The organism is Desulfovibrio sp. 3_1_syn3 (assembly GCF_000145315.2).
GTDB classification, from domain to species: Bacteria; Desulfobacterota; Desulfovibrionia; order Desulfovibrionales; family Desulfovibrionaceae; genus Desulfovibrio; species Desulfovibrio fairfieldensis.
The window spans coordinates 1,482,808-1,500,859 of sequence record NZ_ADDR02000001.1 but is presented as its reverse complement, the minus strand read 5'-3'; the positions used below and the strand labels follow the sequence as shown (position 1 = coordinate 1,500,859).

General features: G+C 62.1%; 23 protein-coding genes. All 23 read right to left on the bottom strand.

The window, feature by feature from the left end; translation table 11 throughout:
* Window position 1: 1 nt before the first annotated feature.
* A complete protein-coding gene (locus tag HMPREF0326_RS06420) occupies window positions 2-454 on the bottom strand; it encodes a GNAT family N-acetyltransferase (protein WP_008685196.1) in 453 nt (150 codons plus the stop codon).
* Window positions 455-465: 11 nt separating this feature from the next.
* Window positions 466-2,511 (bottom strand): hypothetical protein, encoded by a 2,046-nt coding sequence (locus HMPREF0326_RS06415; protein ID WP_008685195.1) that lies wholly within the window; start codon window positions 2,509-2,511, stop codon window positions 466-468.
* Between the two features lie 2 nt (window positions 2,512-2,513).
* Window positions 2,514-2,777 carry a hypothetical protein gene (locus tag HMPREF0326_RS06410; RefSeq protein ID WP_009302155.1) on the bottom strand — a complete coding sequence of 88 codons (264 nt, stop codon included), beginning with the start codon at window positions 2,775-2,777 and terminating at the stop codon, window positions 2,514-2,516.
* Window positions 2,777-6,244, bottom strand: coding sequence for a hypothetical protein (locus HMPREF0326_RS06405; protein ID WP_020990332.1), 3,468 nt, complete (start codon window positions 6,242-6,244; stop codon window positions 2,777-2,779). The genes HMPREF0326_RS06410 and HMPREF0326_RS06405 overlap by 1 nt, the downstream gene beginning before the upstream one ends.
* Before the next feature lie 12 nt (window positions 6,245-6,256).
* Window positions 6,257-6,883: a hypothetical protein gene (locus tag HMPREF0326_RS06400; protein ID WP_020990331.1), complete on the bottom strand. Its 627-nt coding sequence runs from the start codon at window positions 6,881-6,883 to the stop codon at window positions 6,257-6,259.
* Between the two features lie 49 nt (window positions 6,884-6,932).
* The gene (locus HMPREF0326_RS06395) at window positions 6,933-7,136 is read right to left on the bottom strand and encodes a hypothetical protein (protein WP_008686230.1); all 204 of its coding nucleotides are present in this window, start codon (window positions 7,134-7,136) and stop codon (window positions 6,933-6,935) included.
* Between the two features lie 3 nt (window positions 7,137-7,139).
* The gene (locus tag HMPREF0326_RS06390) at window positions 7,140-7,568 is read right to left on the bottom strand and encodes a Bbp16 family capsid cement protein (protein WP_008686231.1); all 429 of its coding nucleotides are present in this window, start codon (window positions 7,566-7,568) and stop codon (window positions 7,140-7,142) included.
* Between the two features lie 13 nt (window positions 7,569-7,581).
* Window positions 7,582-8,568: a major capsid protein gene (locus HMPREF0326_RS06385; RefSeq protein ID WP_008686232.1), complete on the bottom strand. Its 987-nt coding sequence runs from the start codon at window positions 8,566-8,568 to the stop codon at window positions 7,582-7,584.
* Window positions 8,569-8,586: 18 nt separating this feature from the next.
* Window positions 8,587-9,243: a hypothetical protein gene (locus tag HMPREF0326_RS06380; RefSeq protein ID WP_008686233.1), complete on the bottom strand. Its 657-nt coding sequence runs from the start codon at window positions 9,241-9,243 to the stop codon at window positions 8,587-8,589.
* Window positions 9,243-9,506 (bottom strand): Bbp19 family protein, encoded by a 264-nt coding sequence (locus tag HMPREF0326_RS06375; RefSeq protein ID WP_008686234.1) that lies wholly within the window; start codon window positions 9,504-9,506, stop codon window positions 9,243-9,245. Before HMPREF0326_RS06375 ends, HMPREF0326_RS06380 begins: the two co-directional genes overlap by 1 nt.
* A 1-nt stretch (window position 9,507) precedes the next feature.
* Window positions 9,508-11,211 carry a portal protein gene (locus tag HMPREF0326_RS06370; RefSeq protein ID WP_008686235.1) on the bottom strand — a complete coding sequence of 568 codons (1,704 nt, stop codon included), beginning with the start codon at window positions 11,209-11,211 and terminating at the stop codon, window positions 9,508-9,510.
* Window positions 11,212-11,220: 9 nt separating this feature from the next.
* Window positions 11,221-11,961 carry a GNAT family N-acetyltransferase gene (locus HMPREF0326_RS06365; RefSeq protein WP_008686236.1) on the bottom strand — a complete coding sequence of 247 codons (741 nt, stop codon included), beginning with the start codon at window positions 11,959-11,961 and terminating at the stop codon, window positions 11,221-11,223.
* Window positions 11,961-13,445: a hypothetical protein gene (locus tag HMPREF0326_RS06360; protein WP_020990330.1), complete on the bottom strand. Its 1,485-nt coding sequence runs from the start codon at window positions 13,443-13,445 to the stop codon at window positions 11,961-11,963. Before HMPREF0326_RS06360 ends, HMPREF0326_RS06365 begins: the two co-directional genes overlap by 1 nt.
* Window positions 13,426-13,767 (bottom strand): hypothetical protein, encoded by a 342-nt coding sequence (locus tag HMPREF0326_RS06355; protein ID WP_008686238.1) that lies wholly within the window; start codon window positions 13,765-13,767, stop codon window positions 13,426-13,428. The genes HMPREF0326_RS06360 and HMPREF0326_RS06355 overlap by 20 nt, the downstream gene beginning before the upstream one ends.
* Window positions 13,767-14,066 carry a hypothetical protein gene (locus tag HMPREF0326_RS06350; RefSeq protein ID WP_008686239.1) on the bottom strand — a complete coding sequence of 100 codons (300 nt, stop codon included), beginning with the start codon at window positions 14,064-14,066 and terminating at the stop codon, window positions 13,767-13,769. The genes HMPREF0326_RS06355 and HMPREF0326_RS06350 overlap by 1 nt, the downstream gene beginning before the upstream one ends.
* 1 nt (window position 14,067) lies before the next feature.
* Window positions 14,068-14,364: a hypothetical protein gene (locus tag HMPREF0326_RS06345; protein WP_008686240.1), complete on the bottom strand. Its 297-nt coding sequence runs from the start codon at window positions 14,362-14,364 to the stop codon at window positions 14,068-14,070.
* Entirely contained in the window at window positions 14,364-14,978 is a 615-nt protein-coding gene (locus HMPREF0326_RS06340) for a pesticin C-terminus-like muramidase (protein ID WP_020990329.1), read from the bottom strand. The genes HMPREF0326_RS06345 and HMPREF0326_RS06340 overlap by 1 nt, the downstream gene beginning before the upstream one ends.
* Window positions 14,979-15,248: 270 nt before the next feature.
* Window positions 15,249-15,395: a hypothetical protein gene (locus HMPREF0326_RS17365; protein WP_232224911.1), complete on the bottom strand. Its 147-nt coding sequence runs from the start codon at window positions 15,393-15,395 to the stop codon at window positions 15,249-15,251.
* Between the two features lie 128 nt (window positions 15,396-15,523).
* Window positions 15,524-16,540, bottom strand: coding sequence for a hypothetical protein (locus HMPREF0326_RS15515; RefSeq protein WP_020990328.1), 1,017 nt, complete (start codon window positions 16,538-16,540; stop codon window positions 15,524-15,526).
* A gap of 74 nt (window positions 16,541-16,614) precedes the next feature.
* A complete protein-coding gene (locus HMPREF0326_RS15510) occupies window positions 16,615-17,190 on the bottom strand; it encodes a hypothetical protein (RefSeq protein ID WP_008686244.1) in 576 nt (191 codons plus the stop codon).
* Entirely contained in the window at window positions 17,190-17,393 is a 204-nt protein-coding gene (locus tag HMPREF0326_RS06320) for a hypothetical protein (RefSeq protein WP_020990327.1), read from the bottom strand. Before HMPREF0326_RS06320 ends, HMPREF0326_RS15510 begins: the two co-directional genes overlap by 1 nt.
* A gap of 1 nt (window position 17,394) precedes the next feature.
* Window positions 17,395-17,625: a hypothetical protein gene (locus HMPREF0326_RS06315; RefSeq protein WP_008686246.1), complete on the bottom strand. Its 231-nt coding sequence runs from the start codon at window positions 17,623-17,625 to the stop codon at window positions 17,395-17,397.
* A 129-nt stretch (window positions 17,626-17,754) separates the two neighbouring features.
* Window positions 17,755-17,997, bottom strand: coding sequence for a hypothetical protein (locus tag HMPREF0326_RS17580; protein WP_008686247.1), 243 nt, complete (start codon window positions 17,995-17,997; stop codon window positions 17,755-17,757).
* Window positions 17,998-18,052 lie beyond the last annotated feature (55 nt).

Sequence of the window (18,052 nt, the reverse complement as noted above, 5' to 3'; positions counted from 1 at the left end):
GTCACACCGCCTTCATGTAAAGGTATTCCGTGAGCCGGTAACCCATACGCCGGAAAAGCGCCCCGCAATCATGCGAGGCTTTCACCTTCTGAACGATGACGTTGACGCCACGTTCCCGCATGACAGACTCGGCGGCCCGCAGCAGATGCAGGCCAAGCAAACCTTTGCGACATTCCGGAAGGAGAAAAAAGACATCCGCATCGGCTATGAGTTTCCGCCGATAATGGTGGTTGCGATAAATCAGATATGCCGCGTAACCCACCAGAACGCCCTCGTCCCGCGCGGTGGTGATATGCAGCAGATCAGCCTTGTCCATGCTGAGGTACAGGGCTTCATCCACATCAAGGGAGCCAGTGATATCTTTTGCCGCTACTTCATCCCAGTGCCGCGCCAGCAAGGGCTGCACTTCTCCCCAGATATCCGCGAAACGCTCTGTCTGAAATGTCACCGACATGCCGCTCCTCCTTATCCCTGCTGGCCGAAATCCACGCTGACCACAATGGCCGCCACCTGCATGGGCAACGGCCTGTCCTGCACAATATAGAAGCTGGTGTCCGGGTCCTGGCCGCCCCCGGCCGAGCACTGCACGTCGCCGCTGAACGGCTCACAGGGTTCGCCCCAGCGGGCCGGGACAAAGGGAAAATCATAGAGCGTCTTCCTGTCCGTGCCGAATTTGCCGCCCACGGAGCGGAACAGGCGCACCGCGCACTGGCCGTAGCCGCGCTTCATGCCCAGGGTCGAACCGGTCTGGGTGTCGGCTTCCACGCATTGCGGGCAGAGCGTGGAGGTATACGGCAGGCCGATGGAAACCGTGCGCGCCGCGTAGGGCAGCACCACCGCCCCGTCCCTCACTTCCAGGCCCTCCACGGGCGAGCCGTCCAGCAGCGCGTGCACGGTCCGGCCCTCCAGATGGGACAGGCCGCCGACGCTTTCCACACCGTCTTCAAAAACGCCGGTCAGGCCGCAATCCACAAAGAAGGCGTCCCTGATATCGTCATTTTGCTCCCAGCGCGGCATGAGGCGCTCAAGATAATATTTCCGCGCGCCGTCCACGCTCCGCTCCACCACCAGAAGCAGCTCGTCGGCGTTCTCTCCGGAAAGCGCGGCCACGGAGCGCACGCGGCCGTCCGTGATCTGGCGCGACCAGCCCCAGATGTCCTGTTCTTTCATATAGGTGAGCGCCAGCAGCACACCGTCGTCGCGCACCAGCCAGAGGACACTGCCGGGCGTCTGCTGGAACGCCCATTGCCGTATGGTGTGCCCGTCAAAGAGATGCGGAGCCAGCACGGATAGGTCGTTGCCCGCATAGCCGTCCTTCTCCAGGGAATAGTAGAGGTCGCGCACGCGGCTGCCGTGGCGCTGGCAGTGCATCACGCTGTTGCCGATGATGATGGGCGCGATCTTTGCGGAACCCCAATAACTCTGCGCCGTGATGGTGCAGTTTTTGGCCGTGATGGCTCCGTTGTCGCCCGTGGCCTTGTATTCCGCGCTGGCGGTGCCCAGGAGCAGATCGCCGAAGCTGGCGGCCCAGACGATGCCGTCCACCGTGCCGGAGGCCAATTGGTATTCCACGGGGTCGTCGTCCTGCAGGGGGCGGGACTTGCGGAAATTCTCAAAGTCGCCGGTGCGGGACATGTAAAAGGACTGCGGGCTGTTCCTGGTCCCAGCCAGGACCATGCGCTGCTGGTGAAAGGTCACCGTGCCGGGATTGTTACCGTCGGCAAAGGGGTCCCAGTCCTCCTTGGGCGTGTCCGCGATATCGGCCTCGTAATTCTGGTCGTCAAAGCTCGTCCCCTGGGCGATGCCGATGAAGCCGTAATACCCGGCGCTTTCGCGGTAGATATTGTACTCGGCGGCTCCTTCCACGGCCTGCCAGCTGAGAACGCAGTGATTGCCCTCGGTCCAGTCCGTGGGATATTTCCCCGACGCGGTGGAACCCACGGCGGACGGCAGGCTCTCCTTGCCGTCGGCGTCCACGGCGGACACCTTGTAGCGCAGGGTGTAGGAGCCGCCGCCTCCCTGCCAGGCCGCCGTGGGCGCGGCGGGCGCGGCAAGGGAGGTATTCAGCGCCACTGTGCCGATGGACCATGCATAGGCCGGGGCCGAACCGGTGCGCACCACCTTGTGCAAGGCGTAGTCCTTGTGCGCCAGATAAACCACATCGCCCACCTGCGCGTAGGAAATTTCCGGCACGTCCGCCAAGGCATAGGGGCTTTCCATGGCCTCAGCCACGACATAGCCGTTCACGTTGACGATGCGCAGGCTCTTTTCGCCAAAGGCGAGCGCGAAATTCTGCCCGGCCTCGGCATTGAAGCTGAAGGGCAGGAGCACGCAGCCCTCGCCAAGGTTCTCCAAAAAATAGGTGCCCGGCCTGCGGTAGGCGTCGCCGTGCAGATTCGGGAGAAAATTCTCCATGATCTTCAGTGAATTGGCGTAACGCCCCAGGTCATAACGGGCGGACAGCGTGGGCGTCACCTCGCCGCCGGTGAAGTTTTTATAGGATACGCGCATGGCTACAGCCCCAAAGCCTTGAGAATGATGCCCGCCATGCCCTCGCCCTGGGCTTCGGCCCAGGCCCACAGCCGTTCGGCTTCGCCCAGGCTGATGTCTTGCGGCCCGGGCGCTTCGTAAACCCGTTCCCACTGCCCGTTTTCCCGGTTGTAGCGGCCCTGCGGCATGTCCGCCGGTCTGTCGGCGATGGCCGTGTCGCGGCCCGCGCGCGGCGTTGCGGCGCAATACATTTCATCCTCGGGCGTCAGCCAGGTAAGAATTTGCATCACACGCCCCTCCGTTGCAGGCTGAGATAGTAGTTGGCCTTGTTGCTTTGCGTATTCACGGACGGCGAGTTCCAGTAGTTGCCGTTGTATTGGCTGACGGCATGGTTTCCCGTGACCAGCACCACGGCGTCGCTTTTGCGGTACACGATTTCACCGGTGACGTAATACCCGCTGTTGTACCAGCCGGACATCTCACCCAGCCTGCGCTTTCTGACCTGGTAGTCGTGCTCTTCCTCCACAGAGCCGTCCACGGAAAAGGGCAGGTTGCCGAAGGGAACCGGGATTTCAGCCTCCGTGTTCACGCCCAGCGGGACGGGGCCGATGGTCCACGCCCCGCCCGTGGCGTAGCTGGAAATGCCCAGTAGCTCGGGCCGGGCGTCACGGAAGGTGAAGGTAAGCAGGACCGACGTGTAGTTGTAATCTTTGAAAAACGGCACTTCATTCTTGGGCAGAATGTACAGCTGGTACTGCCAATATGGCGTGGGATCACTGATGGCGAATGACTTGTAGCCGCCGAAATAGGGGGATGTGCCGTTGGGCGCTACGTATACGCCCGCCCCGAGCAAGGCTCCGTCATCAATAAAAGTGCTGCGGTCGATCAGCACATTCCATGCTTCCTCATCAGCGTTGCGGCCTGACAATCTGAATTTGCACAATGAGGAGTTCCAATTGCCGCGCGTGTTTACAAAGTCAAGCATGCTTTCAAAGGCCAGGGGCTTTTCAAGCATAAATTCCACGGCATGCGTCGCATCATTTGTTCCCCCTGACAAAAAGGCATGTGCGCCGCCGTAGCCGAGATTGAACAGGCTGCTTGCCCCCGCATTGCCGTCATAACTGCTGTCGGTTTTAAAATCCGTCACCCATTTGGTGGGTTGAAGATGATAGGTGCCCCTGGGCTGGTCGGTCATGAGGTGCTCTTTTCGCCCGGTATCCACATGCCCCACGGGCAGCATGGGCGTTTTCAGCCACACGCCCGCCTCCGCTTGCCATTCCTTGACCACCCCTTCGGCGGCGTCGTACCACAGGGTTTTGTCGGGAATCGGGCCACGGTTGAAAGCCGGGGACACGGCGTAATCCCGCCCCTGGTACAGGGCCGTGCCCAGGGTGACGCGCAGATTATTGAGATGCCCGTACCATTGGTGGCTGCCCGAGTGTATCCAGCGGCCCAGAAACCAATAGCGGTAATTGGGATTGCAGAGCGACACATAATTGAACGCGCCGAGGCAAACGCCGTCCACATGGATGAACAGGCTGGAATCGCGCTGGCTCACGGAAACCGTATGCCATGTGCCGTCAGAGGCATTGAACGGCGCGTGGTAGCACCAGTTGCTGATGCTCTTGCTGCCCCAATGCAGGGCCAGGCATTTTTTACGGTTGTGATAGGCCAGCGCCCAGCCCCGGCTTGTATAGTAGCCGTTGTCAAAGAGGATAAAATAATCGTCGGTTGCTTCCGGGGCCGGTCCGTTCCACTTGAAATCCAGCTCCACGGTGTATTCGTTGCTGTAGGGATGGGCGTTTTTGCCGAGCAGGGCCGCCGTCAGGTCGGCATTGGGGCCGATCCAGTTGTCGACGCCCGTGAACCTGTAGCTGGAGGCCGCGCCCCGTGGCTTTTCCGTGGGGTCCACCCGCACGTTCTGGAAGTACAGCGGATGGTTCCAGGCCCCCTGGTTCATCTCGAACATGCCGTTGGGCACCGGATCGTAGGCCACGGTGTGCCGGGATTGCAGCAGGGCGAAACACTCTTTTTCAATGTCGCCGCGCGTGCCGTAGTGCAGTTTGCGGGTGTCCGCGTACAGAAAGGCCGCATTGCCGGGCAGGGGCACGGCCCTGTCCGCGTCCAGATTGTCCGGAAGTCGGCCGGTGCTTTCATCGGCCGGGACGACGTAGATGTAATTGCGGCTCATTTCCGCCAGCTTGCGCCCGTCAAAAACGACGTGCTCCGTGACTTTCACGGGCCGGTCCAGGGTGCGGGCCGTGCCGTCCGCGCTCAGGCCGCAGGCCACGGAGGCCGCAAAGGGCGTTTCGGGCGTGGCGTACAGGGCCGGGTCATATTTGTGCAGGCCGGGAATGACCGCCTCGTACAGGCGGATGACGGCAAGCTGCGAGTACGCGCCGCCGTGGTTGCTTTCGATGTTGATGCGCACGCGCCGGTAGGCCGTGGCATTTTCCGTGAACCAGTACATCCGCCCGTTGTCCTTGAGATTGTCCGAACTGCCGCGCAGGGCCTGGTCATTGTCGCGGCGGTAGATGTCCTCCCAGAGGCCGCTGCTTTCATTCCAGCCCTGAAGCTGCCATTTCCGGGGAAAATACTGCGGCGAGTTGTCGAAATTCTGGAGATAGAGGCCCGTGAGCACGTGCGCCCGGTCGGCAAAGGCGTATTCCCACTGTCCGCTGGTAACGGTGCTGGGCGTCAGCCAGCCTGCGGACTGGTAGACAAGCTGATTGCGCAGGGGCCTGGTGGCCCGGTATGAGGTGCTGTATTCCCCGCTTGCGCTGACCGTGCCGCGCTTGCTGATGTACACGCCGTCCTCGTGCTGCATGTCAATGAATTCCTGGCCGACGAGGTAGGCCGGATAGCCGTCCTTTTCCCGGCCGGAAAGGATGACGTTGCGCAGGCGCTGGGGATTGGTGCCTTCCATGCCTTTCTGCCAGGCGCTGAGACCCAGCTTGTCCCGCGCGCCCTGGGCCGTGTCGGCCCCGGTGCCGCCGTGCGCCACGGCCAGGACGCCGTGCCGGATGCCGGAGGCGTTGACGCGCGGGGCGTTTTTTGCCGCGTCGATTTCCAGGCCGTCGCCCGTATTGAGGTCCAGGGTGCCGTCCTCCATGACGGACAGGCCGTGACGGGGTTTGACGCCGCCGATGTGCCCGGGCGTGGCCGGGCCGTTGTTGGAGGCGTCCTCGGCGCGCCCGGCCCAGTACTCGGCATCGGCGGCCGCGCCCGCCGACTGCCCGGCGCTGTTTGCCGCGTTTGCCGCGCTCCGGGCCGCCCGCGCGGCGCTGTCGCCCGCGGCCCCGGCGGAAGCCTCAGCCGCGTCCCGGGCGGCCTTGATGTCTGCCACCACCTCTTCCGGGCTCTGCTCGCCGGTGGGCGGCATGATCACCGCGCGGGAGAGCTGTTCCAGCAGTTGCTGGCGCTCGGCGGCGGCTTGGTCCAGCGCCGTCTCAATGACTTCAGGGTCAAAGCGCGTGCCGGAAATCAGTTCCACTTCCTGCACAAAGGGCATGTTGCGCACGATGGACAGCTTCCAGCCTTCGGGCAGGGGCGCGCTCTCGTGCAGATAGCTGACCGTGCCGCCGTTGTCGGTCAGCGTCGCCGTCCAGCCCGTGGCCCGGCTGGTTTTGCCCTGGGGCGAGGTCAGGCTGACCACCAGTTGGGATTCCTCCCAGACCTTGAAGGAAAAGGGAAATTGCGTGGCCGCGCCGTTGCCGAGGAACAGCGCGCGGGAATCGGAATTGGGCAGGGACATACGGCATACCTCTTAACGCGCCGCCAGCCACGAATCCACGGCCGGACGCTCTTTATGTTCGCTGGCATTGGCCTGACGGGCGTCAGGCAGGCTTGCCGAATACAGTTGCGCCAGTTCATTGACTTTGCCGGTATTGTTTTTGAGCAGAGGCACGGCGATCATGACCGCCAGCTTGCGGGCCAGCATGCCCGTGAAAAGATCATCAAATCTGGACGTGTCCGGCACGTCGGCGGTGTAGGAGATGAGCGCCGGGGCAACGTCGGTCAGCAGGAGTTCCGCGCCTTCGTCAGTGGCGGCGAGCAGGAACGGAGCGCGCCTCTCGTGCGCCGCGTCGGCGTGAATGAGCCTCCGCCACCCGGCATTAACGAGATGGTGCACCTTGAGCCAGCCGTCGGGCAGCGCGTAGGCGTGCGTCCATTCCACCGCGTAGACCTCCGGCAGCGCCGCTTCGGCTAGCCAGGCCCGGCGCCGGGCGAAGTTATAGGGATAGTCGCGCAGGGCCTGCCGCCGCGCGGCATCCCAGTACAGGGAGCACTGTACCGCCTCTTCGCAGCGCTCATCCTCGGCGGCCACAGTGCGCGTGCCCACATAGCCCAGGGCCATGTTCCAGATTCTGATCTTTCCAGCGTCCGTCGCCATAATTCACCTTGAAGGATGGGGGGAGGCCGTGTCCTCCCCCCATCCGGTTTTACTTTCCGGCAGCCTGCGTGGCGGCGGCGGATTTGGAATACGGAATGCCGCCGCGCGCCTTGCCGCCGCTCCCCGCCGCTTCAGAGTCGATTTTTTCGCACAGCGCCTGCGGCGGATCGCCCGGACCGAGCCAGGGGAAAACCTCACCGGCCTCGCGCAAGACATTCCCATGCACCATGATAATTTTTGCGCGCACCTGCATGGCCTAACCCTCGACCTTGCCGCTATTGATGTACTGACCGGCTTCGTAGGCTTCGCTGTCTTCGCGTACCAGGGCGGCAAAGATTTTCCCGGCGGTGAATGACCCCGTGACGGTCCAGGTCAGTTTGAGCCAGGGCTTGGTCACGCCGCGCGGCAGGTATTTAATGGGCGCACGCGCGCCCACGGCAAGTGCGGCTGCCGCCAGGGTGAACTCGGAGCCGTCCACGTCGGCATAGCTGCCGTCCTTCGTGGCGGACTGCTGGAGCTTGAAGGCCACGGACGTGCCGCCCGCAAAGGTTTCAGTGACCTTGAAGGCAAAGGGAACAGGTTCTCCCTTGCCAGGAATCAGAAGCGAGGTCAGGCCCACGGGGTCGCCCGTGCCGGTGGTCGTGACAGCCCCCTCTTTCAGAACAAGATTGGAATCGACAAGCATGTGGGTCCTCCTGCTAGATGACGGTTTCAGTGGAAAGGATCGCGTCGCACTGACGGATGGGCCTGCCGTGCAGGTTGGGCACGGCCTTGGAGGCGAAAAACTCGCCGTAGACCAGATGCACATTGCCCGCATCCGTGGATTGCAGCTCCAGGGCGGTAAGCAAATCGGCATTGCAGTACCAGATGGCCTTGTCGCGCATGGTCTGCGGCATTTTATTCTTGGCTATGATGGTCAGCTGTTGCAGGTCGATGAAGCCGGATTCGCCCTTGCGCTTGGTCAGATTTTCCACCGGAATATTGGCCAGGCGCACCACGGCCCGCCAGTCGCGCACGGTCAGGCCGCATTTCCAGGTGTGCTTGTCGCCCACCACCTCGAATTTGCGCCCGTCCGCGTCCTGGGCCATGTAGGCGCCGAGGTCCCTGTGGTCCAGGCCGCCGGTGCTGCCCTTGGGGTACAGGCCGTGGCAGGTGTTGGCGCCCCAGCAGACCAGATAGGCGGAGGTCATGCCGCCGCTCGTGCCCCCGGCGTCAATGACGTTGGGGCTGTCCTTGGCCGGGTAGCGCATGGCCAGGCCGTTGAATTCGTCCGGCTTGCTGTTGCTGTTGCCGTAGAAAAGCGTGGTCGCCACCTTCTGGCGCATGGCCTCGGCGAAGGCCAGGGCCTCGGAAAGACGGAACTGCTTGGCCTTGTCGCCGTACAGTTCCGTCTCGGCGATATCCAGCTCCATGAGAGCTTCCAGCATGCCGCAGCCTTCCTTGACCTGGCTCCACTGCGACTTGGAGGGCGGCGTACCCTGATAGAGCCTGCGCCAGTAAACCTCGGGCAGGCCCGTGCGGATGCGGGTCAAATGCCCGTCGCTCTGGTTGGATTCCATCCACTGCACGTCGTCCAGAATGTCATTGGTCTGATTCATCAGTTCAATGACATCACCGGCGGGCGTCCCCTTATAGAACTGCTCCAGTTCGGGGAGCGTGGCCACAAGTCCTTTTTCATATGCCATTTCGCATTCCTCGTATGGTTAATTTTTGAAATACCGTTCGGCCAAGGCCGTGTCGTCAGCCGTCACGCCCCTGCCGATAAGCTTGTCGTTGTTGAGCTGCCGCCCGATCCGGGCCACGGCCTTGACCACCCCCGGGTGCGAACCGTAGCCGGTTTCCTCCAGCAGCGTTTCGAGTTCGCCGCTCACATCCAGATGTTTGACACCGCGCAGGAAGTATTCGACATTCTCGGCGAACTTTTCGCCGCCGAACTCCTTGTCCTCCCTGAGCGCCTTGTTCCAGTCCTCAACCTGCTTGTTCCGGGCGGCACGCTGGGCCTCCAGCCCGGCGGACCGAGCCTGCGCCGACTTCTCAACAAGCTGCTGGGTCTGTTTTTCGGTCAGGCCCAGCTCCCTGGCCATGGCGACGAACTGTGTCTTTTCGGCCTCGCCGTAACCGCTGCCTTCCGGCATAGTCAGATTGAATTTTTCAGGATCAGGGGGCGCTACCTCTTGGGCGGCGGTTTCCCCGACCGCTCCGTCTGTTTGCTTTTGGCCGTCCCCTGCCCCCCGCTCTCCGCTCTCCTGCCCCTCGCCGCCGGACAGCAGCGTGGCCGCCTCCCGCCCGTGGCCTTCCGTCCCGGCCCGGCTTTCGGCCTGTGTTTCAGCCCCGGTTTCAGGTGTCGTCTCATCAGCCATTATTCATCCTCCATCAATGTGATGATGTTCCGCTTGTCCTGCTCGGCCAGCAGGGCAAACAGTTTCGCTCCCACGGCCCGGCGGCCCTCAAAGTGATTCAGGTCGTCAGCCGCCACGCCGGAGGTCACAATCATCAGGAATCTGCTTTCCGTCAGCAGCAGCCGCAGCAGGGATCGCCCCTCCCGCGTGGCCATGGCCTGACGCACGCCCTCAACTTGAGCCAGATGCAGGTCCCTGGCCTTGCGTGAACTGTCGTCAGCCATCTCAGTAGCCTCCTATGCCGCCGAGCAGCGCATCCAGCGCGTTGGGCTGTTCGCCGCCCATGGGCGTGTCGGCCAGGGTTTTCGCGGCCCGCGGCAACTGCTCCATGGCCGCCTGGGCCTGGGCCTGCTGTGCCGCCTGGGCCTGGGCTTGCGCCCGCCGCTCCCGGATGGCCTCGCGCTCTTCCTGAGGTCGGAGCACACCGGCGTCCACGCCCAGATATTCGTTGTACTTGTCCACAAGCCTGTCGCCGTTCAGCGCGTCCAGCACCGAGGGGTCCACTTGCGCCGCGCCGCCGATGAAGGCCAGCAACTGCTGGATGCCGCCGGTGCTGACCAGCTTTTGCGCCTGGGCCAGGGTGGAGATGAACTCCACCTTCAGGCCGCGCCCGGCCAGTTCCTCGGGCACGGGCGGCAGGGCGTTGAACTTGTCCATCAGCGCAAAGGTGCGGTCGATGAGCGGGATGAACAGCTCGTCGTGCAGGCGCTCCAGCACCGGCCCGATGAGGATCATCTTTTCGGCTTCCCTGGCGTCCACCTCGGTGGCCGTGATCTGGCGGCGATTCGTGCCCAACAGCATGCGGAACAGATCATTGTACAAACCTTCCTTGATCTGCTGCTGCACCTGCTGAATCATGGCCTGCGCCGCCGCCACATCCGGCTGCACCTTGAGCACCGGCGTCACCGCCGCGCCGTTGTTGCCCATCATGCTCACGTAATTGACGCCGCCGGGCGTCAGGTCCACGCCCACGCTCTGTAGTTCCGCCGCCACGTTGACCGGCGGATCGACCATCTTGTGCACGCCCTTGAGCGTGGTTTTGGCCATCTGCTGGAGCATGCGGCAGTCCGGCATGGTGTCCATGGCCGGGCTGGTGCCGTAGACGTCGCCGGACAGCACATTCCAGCGCACCCCGAAAAAAGGGAAGGAATCAAAGCCGGACTCGCGTAGCGGATGATACCCGCCCGCGCCGCTCATGCCCCGCATCCAGTAGACCGAGGCAAAGGGCCGCCGCGCGCCGTTGATGGTTTCCCGGCGCAGGCCCGGCTCCCGACGGGGATAGACCGCATGGAAGACGGCATGGCGCACATTGCCCATGCTCGCATTGTTCAGCGAGGTTTTGACCATATCCGGCAGCGCGTCTTCGCCGAACTCCTGCGCCATCTGGCGCGCGGTCAGCCATATTTTGCGCATGACCGTGTCCACACGGCCCCCGGCGTCCACGTCCAGAACAAAGGTCCCGGCCTGGCAGCAGTCAAAGGTGAAGCCGCTCATGTCGGCCCGCTCAAACACGCAGGCCGTTCCGAACGCGGCAAGCTGCGCATAGGCCTGGTAGATCACGCCGTAGAAATTGGACGTGTGCAGAATGGTGCGCATGCGCTCCACCACCTCGTCTATCCAGGCCCGCGCCGTGATCCCGCCATCACCGCTATCCCCGCCTTCCAGGCGCAGGCCGAACCAGGGCCGGGCCGGGCTGGTCATGCCGCCCTGCATCCCGGCGGCCAGGGTCCGCAGGGCATAGATTCCCGTGGAATCCACCACCTCGGGATTCAGGAGGTTTTTCCCGCCACGGGCATTGCCGTCGTCGGCGTCACGGTAGCCTGTGGGCAGGTAGAGCGCCGCCAGGTCCTTCCAGGTGGAAATCCAGGGCCGGCGCTTTTCCACCAGCATTTCCCAACGCTGATGCAGCTTTTTCAGGTCAACGGCCATGCCTTGCCCTCACTGCCCCAACAACGTCTTGCCGGCGCCGGACGCACTATTACCGGAAGAAAGCAGCGCATCGCTGAGAATGGTATTCTTCAGCCCGGCGGCCTTGGCCGCCTTGTCCTTCTGACTTTGCCGCGCTTCCGTGCTGGCCGCCGTCACATCCTTGGTCGTTTCCGCCTTGGGCACGGGCGTGGATTCGGGAATGCTCGGGCTGCCGCCTCCTCCAAATCCCATGATGCTCTCCTTGTTTTGCATGACCGTGTTCAAATCCTCTCTGGTGCAGAGCACCAGCACGCCGTCCACATAGTTGCCCTTGCGGGCGTAAAAGCAGGCTCTGGGCAGGCGCGCCAGAACGCGGAAGCCGCAGGCCTCGGCCAGCCGCCAGGCATGGCGGTTCGGCAGCGGGCAAACGCCCATGATGGACGTGCAGTCCAGATGCTCGAAGGCCCACTGGAAACCGCCGCGCGCCTGTTCCGTCGCCGCGGCGAATCCGGCTCGGAAGGCCGTGAAATCGAACTGCCAGACGCGGTAGGGCTGGCGCGTGAACAGGCCGCAGCCCAGGATTTGCCCGGCCTCGTCCTCACAGCGCAGCAGCACCACGCCGTCGCGCCGGGCGGTCAGGGACAGCCAGTCCTTGAGCGAGGGCTTTGCCCAGGCGCTCATGGCGCAGGGCAGCAGGCCTTCCCCTTTCATAAGCTGAAAGAGGGCGGTGCGTATGGATCTGCCCACGCATTGACGATAGAACAGTCTCATCAGTGCCCCTCTCCGAAAAGGTCATACTCGGTGCGGGCCTTGCGCTGGGCAGCGCCGTGCAGAGTCACGGGCACGGGCGCGTAAAAGGTCAGGGCCAGGGCATCGGCACAGTCAGGCGAGGTCAGACCGCGCGCCTTCATGTCATCCTTGCTCTCCAGTTTGAGCTTGCCCGAAACCGTAACCGCGTATTCCAGCCCGCAAAGCTGCTCGGCCAGCTCCGCGTCATCGGGCACGGCCCCGCCCTCCGCCAGCCATTTGCGCATGGCCGTCCACATTTCGGCCCGCCGGTTCAAAAAACGCTCGGGTTGCAGGGCCGTTGCCCCGGCCACGGCGTCCACCACCAGATGCCCGAGGCCGTAGACCTGTCGCAGGGCGTCCACCACGCCCGCGCCCACGCCTATGCCGTCCACAAAGATCTTGTCCGCGCCCCACTCCCGGCATTCCTCGGCCACAATGCCCGCCAGAGTCACGGTATCCAGACCGCGAAACTTCCGTTGTTCCAGGCAGGCCAGACCCTGCCGCCGGGTGATGACGCTCTGGTCCGAGCCGCTGCGGGCCACGTCCACGCCCAGAATCCTGGGCGCGAAACTATACTGATCCGGCTTGAGCGAACGCCCGCGCGCCTCGTGCACAATGTCCGAGGAGATGAACTGCCGGTCACCGGCGCGCGGAAACTCGCCGCGCACACGCACGCGCACAAAGTCGCTGTCCTCGCCGTAGTCCTCCACCCATTGGGCAAGCTGGTTCTTGTCGGTCATGGCCGCAGTGCGGCTGTCCACCCGGCGTGTGTTCCAGCGGTGGGCGTAGCGACCGAAGCATTCCCGGAACCGCCCCGTGTTGCGTGTGGGATTGCCGAAGCAGCACCAGATGATTTCGGTGTCCGCGTCGGTCAGCGCGCCCTCGGAGACTTCCCAGATCGCGTCTGGAATGGCCGAAGCCTCGTCAAAGATCAGCAGCACACGGCGGCCCTTGTTGTGCAGTCCCGCGAAAGCCTCGGTATTGCGCTCACTCCATGCCACCATGTCCACGCGCCAAGTCTTTTCGTGCCCGGCCTGTGTGCTGATGAGCGCCGTGGCCGTGCAGTCGAACCAGTAGCCGCAGAGACAGAGCCGGTGCCACTTAGCAAGCTCTGCCCAGGTTTTGCCCTTGAGCTGGTTCTCGGTGTTGGCAGTGACAACCCCGCGCGTATCGGAGAAGGTGGACATGGCCCAGAGGATGATCCACGCCACCAGCGCGGACTTGCCCACCCCGTGCCCTGAGGACACGGCCTCACGGATAACGGAGGCGGCGGAGGCACCGGTACTGAGCTGCTCACCCATGCCGCGCAATATCTCGCGCTGCCATACGTCCGGGCCGTCGGGATAATCGGCAAGCGCACCGCCGCCCCAGGGGAACGCGAAAAGCACGAAACCCAGGGGATCGGCAGCATAGCCCGCTATCTCTGCGGCAAGCCGTGCGTCTGCTTCAGCGAAGCCTTGCAACACGTTTGCGTCCCTCCTCAATGACGGCGGCAATACTCAGGTCGCCGCCCATCTCCAGCTTGTTTGTGGGCTTCTCGCCCACTGTGTCGCGCAGCTCCGCAAAAGCACGCACGTCGCCCTTGAGAGCCTGGTCATAGAGGGCCACGGCCAATGCCTCGCGTCCTGTCTTTCCGTCTTCTCCCTTGCGCTCAAGAAGTACTTCCAGGGCAGCACGCAACGTCGCCTTCTCGCGTCTGGCCTGTCCGGATGCGATACCGCCCTTGCGGCCCTTGCTCCTCGCTTCGCCCTCGGTTCGGACTGGCTTGAGATTATCTTTGCCCGCCATCACAGCAGCCTGCCGATAAAGGCCCCGGCAGCCCCGGCGCAGGCGGAGAGCACGCCCAACAGGGCGGCGAGCACGGCCCTGCTCCCGGCTTTTTTGCCTTCCTCGCGCGCCCGGTCTTCCCGCAGTTCACGGACATGGTCTTCAACCAAGGCCATACGCTTCCCGAGGCTGCGCATCTGTGACACCACAACCTCGTCAAGCCGGAGGTTGAACGCGCCGAACTGTTCGGCCATGATCTGTTTCACAGCGGCAATGTCAGCCTCGATGCGCGCCAAACGCTCTTCTGCCGTGGCGCTCACGTCAGAACCCCATGCCGAACATGGCGGAGGCCGCCGCCATAAGTTCTTTGAGCATGGACGGTGGTAATGTCGCCGCAGGCCAGTAGGTGACGATGAACGGCCTGACCATCAGTTCCCAGGCGAGGCCCAGCGCAAAAACATACATGAGCAGCTTGCGCGGAGTCATGCGCCCGCCGCTGGCCCGCTCCGTTTCCGCGTTGATCTCCAGGTTCTTTTCCTGGAGCTTGGCCCGGTCGGGAAAAATTTTATCTAACGCTTTTCCGCCGATGCCGAACAAGGACTTGAGCAGGTCGAACATCAGGCAATCCCCTCAAGCAGTTCGCCTTCCTGACGGCGGCGGTAGATGTATTTTTTGAATCCCGTTTTCAGCTCCAGGGCGGCGGCCTGCCAGTAGCCGCGGCAGAGGTATCCGTAAAGCACGGGGTAGCCGGTGTGACTTTTGGAGGGGAACGGGCTGCCGAGCTGGTAGAACAGGGAAACGATAACGGCCTGGGCCTCTTGCGGGAGCTCCGCGAAGGGCAGGCCCCCGGTGTTCCGGTCATAGAGGTCGGCGCCCCGGCGGATGTAGTCGGTATGCACGGCGCGGTTCACGGCGTCGCACTGTGATTCGGTGATGGTCAGGGGGGACTTGCCCAGGGCGGCCACGGCGCCGTGCCGCTTTTTGCCGAGATAGGGGCGGAACAGGTTGATGAGTTCCATCTCCAACCCCATACGGCGCAAATCGGCTTCTCCCTGCTGCCCCAGGTCCAGGCCCGCGCCGATGGTCACGCCGGACTGGCCGACGGGTTCGCCGCAGTCACCGGCATTGCCGTGGCCGTCGAAATTACGCCGCTTACACGGGATGTAGGCGACGCAATGCCGCTCTTCCATGCGGGTCAGAAAGGCGCTGATGAAATCGGTGAAGATGGGCATGGGCTACGCTCCTGCTTTTGGCAAAAGCGTAGCATGGCACTCCGGGCTATAGGCAAGAGGCGGAGGTATTTTCTGGACTGTTTATTTCACGGACGCGGACCCAATGGCCATGCTCGCCTGCTTGAATCCATCGGTTATGAGCACCGCAGATAGAGCATACACACCACCTGTTGATGACATGTCCCTGGAGCCGCGTACCTGTGAGGGATAGCGTATCTTCGCCGCACTCCGGGCAGCATGGAAACAGCTTTGGCCTGCCGCGCTTTTTGGTCATCGTGTCAGCCCTACGGCCCTGAGTGCATCGTCCACACTCTGAACCACCGCCGCATGACCGCGCCATTTTGTATGCCAGTCTTTTTGATCCGGTGTCAGCCCCCGGTCGCTGGGGGCCTTCTTGCCGTCCTTGATTTCCAACATGTACGTCACTCCCCGCAGGCCTACGGCGATATCAGGGCATCCCCTGCCGACTCCGGAAAGGATGAGCACAGAGCACCCCGCCCGGCGCAAGGCCGCCACAATGTCGCGTTGGTTGTCATCGGTTCTTGCTACTGTGCGCATATTTCAATTCCTCTTCCCGCCAAAGCTTTTTCTTCCTTTTGCCGCCGACTTGCCTCAAGCCTTCGCCGTGCCTCCGTGGCCTTTTCCCACTCTTCCGGGGTGAGTTCCTCCGGAATGGGGTCTGCCCTGGCCCTGGCTGTCGGCGGCGACTCATCCGGCACATAGTCTTCCCATCGCCTGGCTGTAAGCCAGCCTTGCGCCCACTTAGGCGTCCCGCCGCGCGCCTCGACCTGCGGGCGATTTGCGGCCTCCTGCCGTGCAGCGTCGCAAATACGGGCCACAAGCGAATCCGTGAGCTGTGGGATTCCCAGCCATGCATCCGCGGCTTCGGCCTTGCCGCGCTTATAGGCAAAGGCCTCCCAAAAGCCATTGAACGCCAAAAGGCGCTTGTCAGTCAGGCGAAACCCTTTGCGAGTCAGGATGTACTGCCCATCTGGTTCATGTTTGGCATTTTCTTTTTGCCGTGACCGTGAAGCCGTTGAAGGCGTGTGCTCCGCGCCGCCGTCAGGCGGTGCGGGCTGAGGTTGCTGCGGTGCGGATGCGGTATATATATTATTATTCTTAAATTCTTTAATTCTTGTATCTAAGCTGACCGGCGGAGTCTGCTGGTCGCCTGCTGGTCGGGTGCTGGTCGCCTGCTGGTCTATCGGCTGGTCATTCTGTTGGTCGCCTGCTGGTCGCTCTCTGTTGTATCTATGCCAATTTACAAGAGAAACGATGGTGCATTTGTTGGTCGCCCTGCTGGTCAAAATTTCGAGCTTTTCGAGCAGTAAAAATGCGGTACGAATTTGGCGCTCACTGAGGTCCAGTTTTGCGGCGGCTTTCGCGCGGCTGAAGGCAACCTGTCCCGGTTGTAGGTCGAAGACTACACCGCCTACAATCTTGCGATGTGGTCTGTGCGCCGCATTGAGCAGGAGATAGCCGAAGAGCTGCCAAGCCGGGCCGTTTTCAAGCAACCCGCTGTCCAGCGTCTTTCGCCATAATTTGACATATCCGCGTTCCACAGCTATTTCCCACCCGTTATTTTGATTTTACCGGCATGTGCCGGAGCCCGGCTTCCCCACCGGGCTTTTTACGTTCACGGATTCACCTCAAAAAATGCCCGGGCGAATTGGGGAGGCGTCTTGCTTCGCAAGTTCTTGGTGTTTTTCCCTCGGCCAGAAAGCGACTGCATCCAAGACCCCTGAGAATTTACCCGTATGGGCTTGACGCGCCTGTCTTCACCGAGGAGCAACGGCATGGGCGGCGTGAATGTACCCCACAGGCATGTGCGCTTGGTGTATGGATCACCGTAGTCGCAGGGGTTGAAATACATTTTGGGCCTGCCCAGATACCGCGCCAGCTTTCCCACCGGGTTTTCCAGTGCCCACCAGCGGAGGGTCGCCCGGTGTACCCAGGTCAGACGGATACAGGCATCAACCACTGATAGCGCCTCAACCATGTCCGCATCTGTCCGTGTCCACCGTGCACCGGACGAAGCAAAGCAGGTACAGGGAGGTGCGGCCAGGATGCCATGCACATTGTTCATTCGTTCCAGCAGGCGCACGTCACTGCCGTCTGTCTGAATATCGATGCGGATCACTTCGTACCCTGCATCGGCATATGGTTGGCTCCATACACCGGAATAATCACACAGCGACAGTATGCGACGCATCAATTTTTCCCCAGAGCCTTTTTTAACAACTCTTCCCAAATTTCTTGCTCATAAGCCCGCACAAACACCTGCACCGCCTCCAGCCCCTGAAAGCACGGCGGGGCCTCCACTTTCACCCATCCGGCGGGATGTGAAGGCGTCTCCGGCATGGCTGTGAGTTTGATTTGAGGGTAGCAGTAGGCCATCACTTCAGGGGGGCGCATTCTAGATTCCATCTAGTATTACTACTATCTTACCGACCTTACTCATGACTTCGGCTATTCTTTTGTCATCAAAGCTAATCAGCGTCGGGCATTCCCGCAGCAATGGAGCCGCGACTCGAATGCACTGGCGCACAAAATCAGAGCGGTTAAGATCATGGTGGCCCATCTCCTGGAGAATATACCGATTGAGGTCGTCATCGGCCTTGAAGGTCAACGGCACAAGGTCCGGCATCAGTCATCCCCTTTCAGCCACCAGAAGACGAGGAGCAGGGAGAAGACGCCCAAAGCCCAGAGCATGGCAGTCACAGCTTCCTTTTCCATGTGCCTACCCAACCGTCGCAACCTGGCGAATGATAATAGTCTATCCATGCGAGGCCTCTTCCGACGTGGAAGACCCTGATGGCGTGGTGGGGGGGGCTGGGACAGCCATAAGTTCATACCCGGCAGCCGAAAGCAGTTTTTCAACGCTGTCTATCCGAGGATTCTGTTTCCCCTTCAGCGTCTTATAAAGCGCGGCGCGCGAAACCCCCGCGCGACATGCAAAGGCATTCCAAGATTCGCCAGATTCTCTCAGGTAGGAACAGATCAAATTTGTATATCTCATGACACTTATTGTCTCTAATTAAATACGATAGGTCAAGTTAATAGGCGCTTTTTAT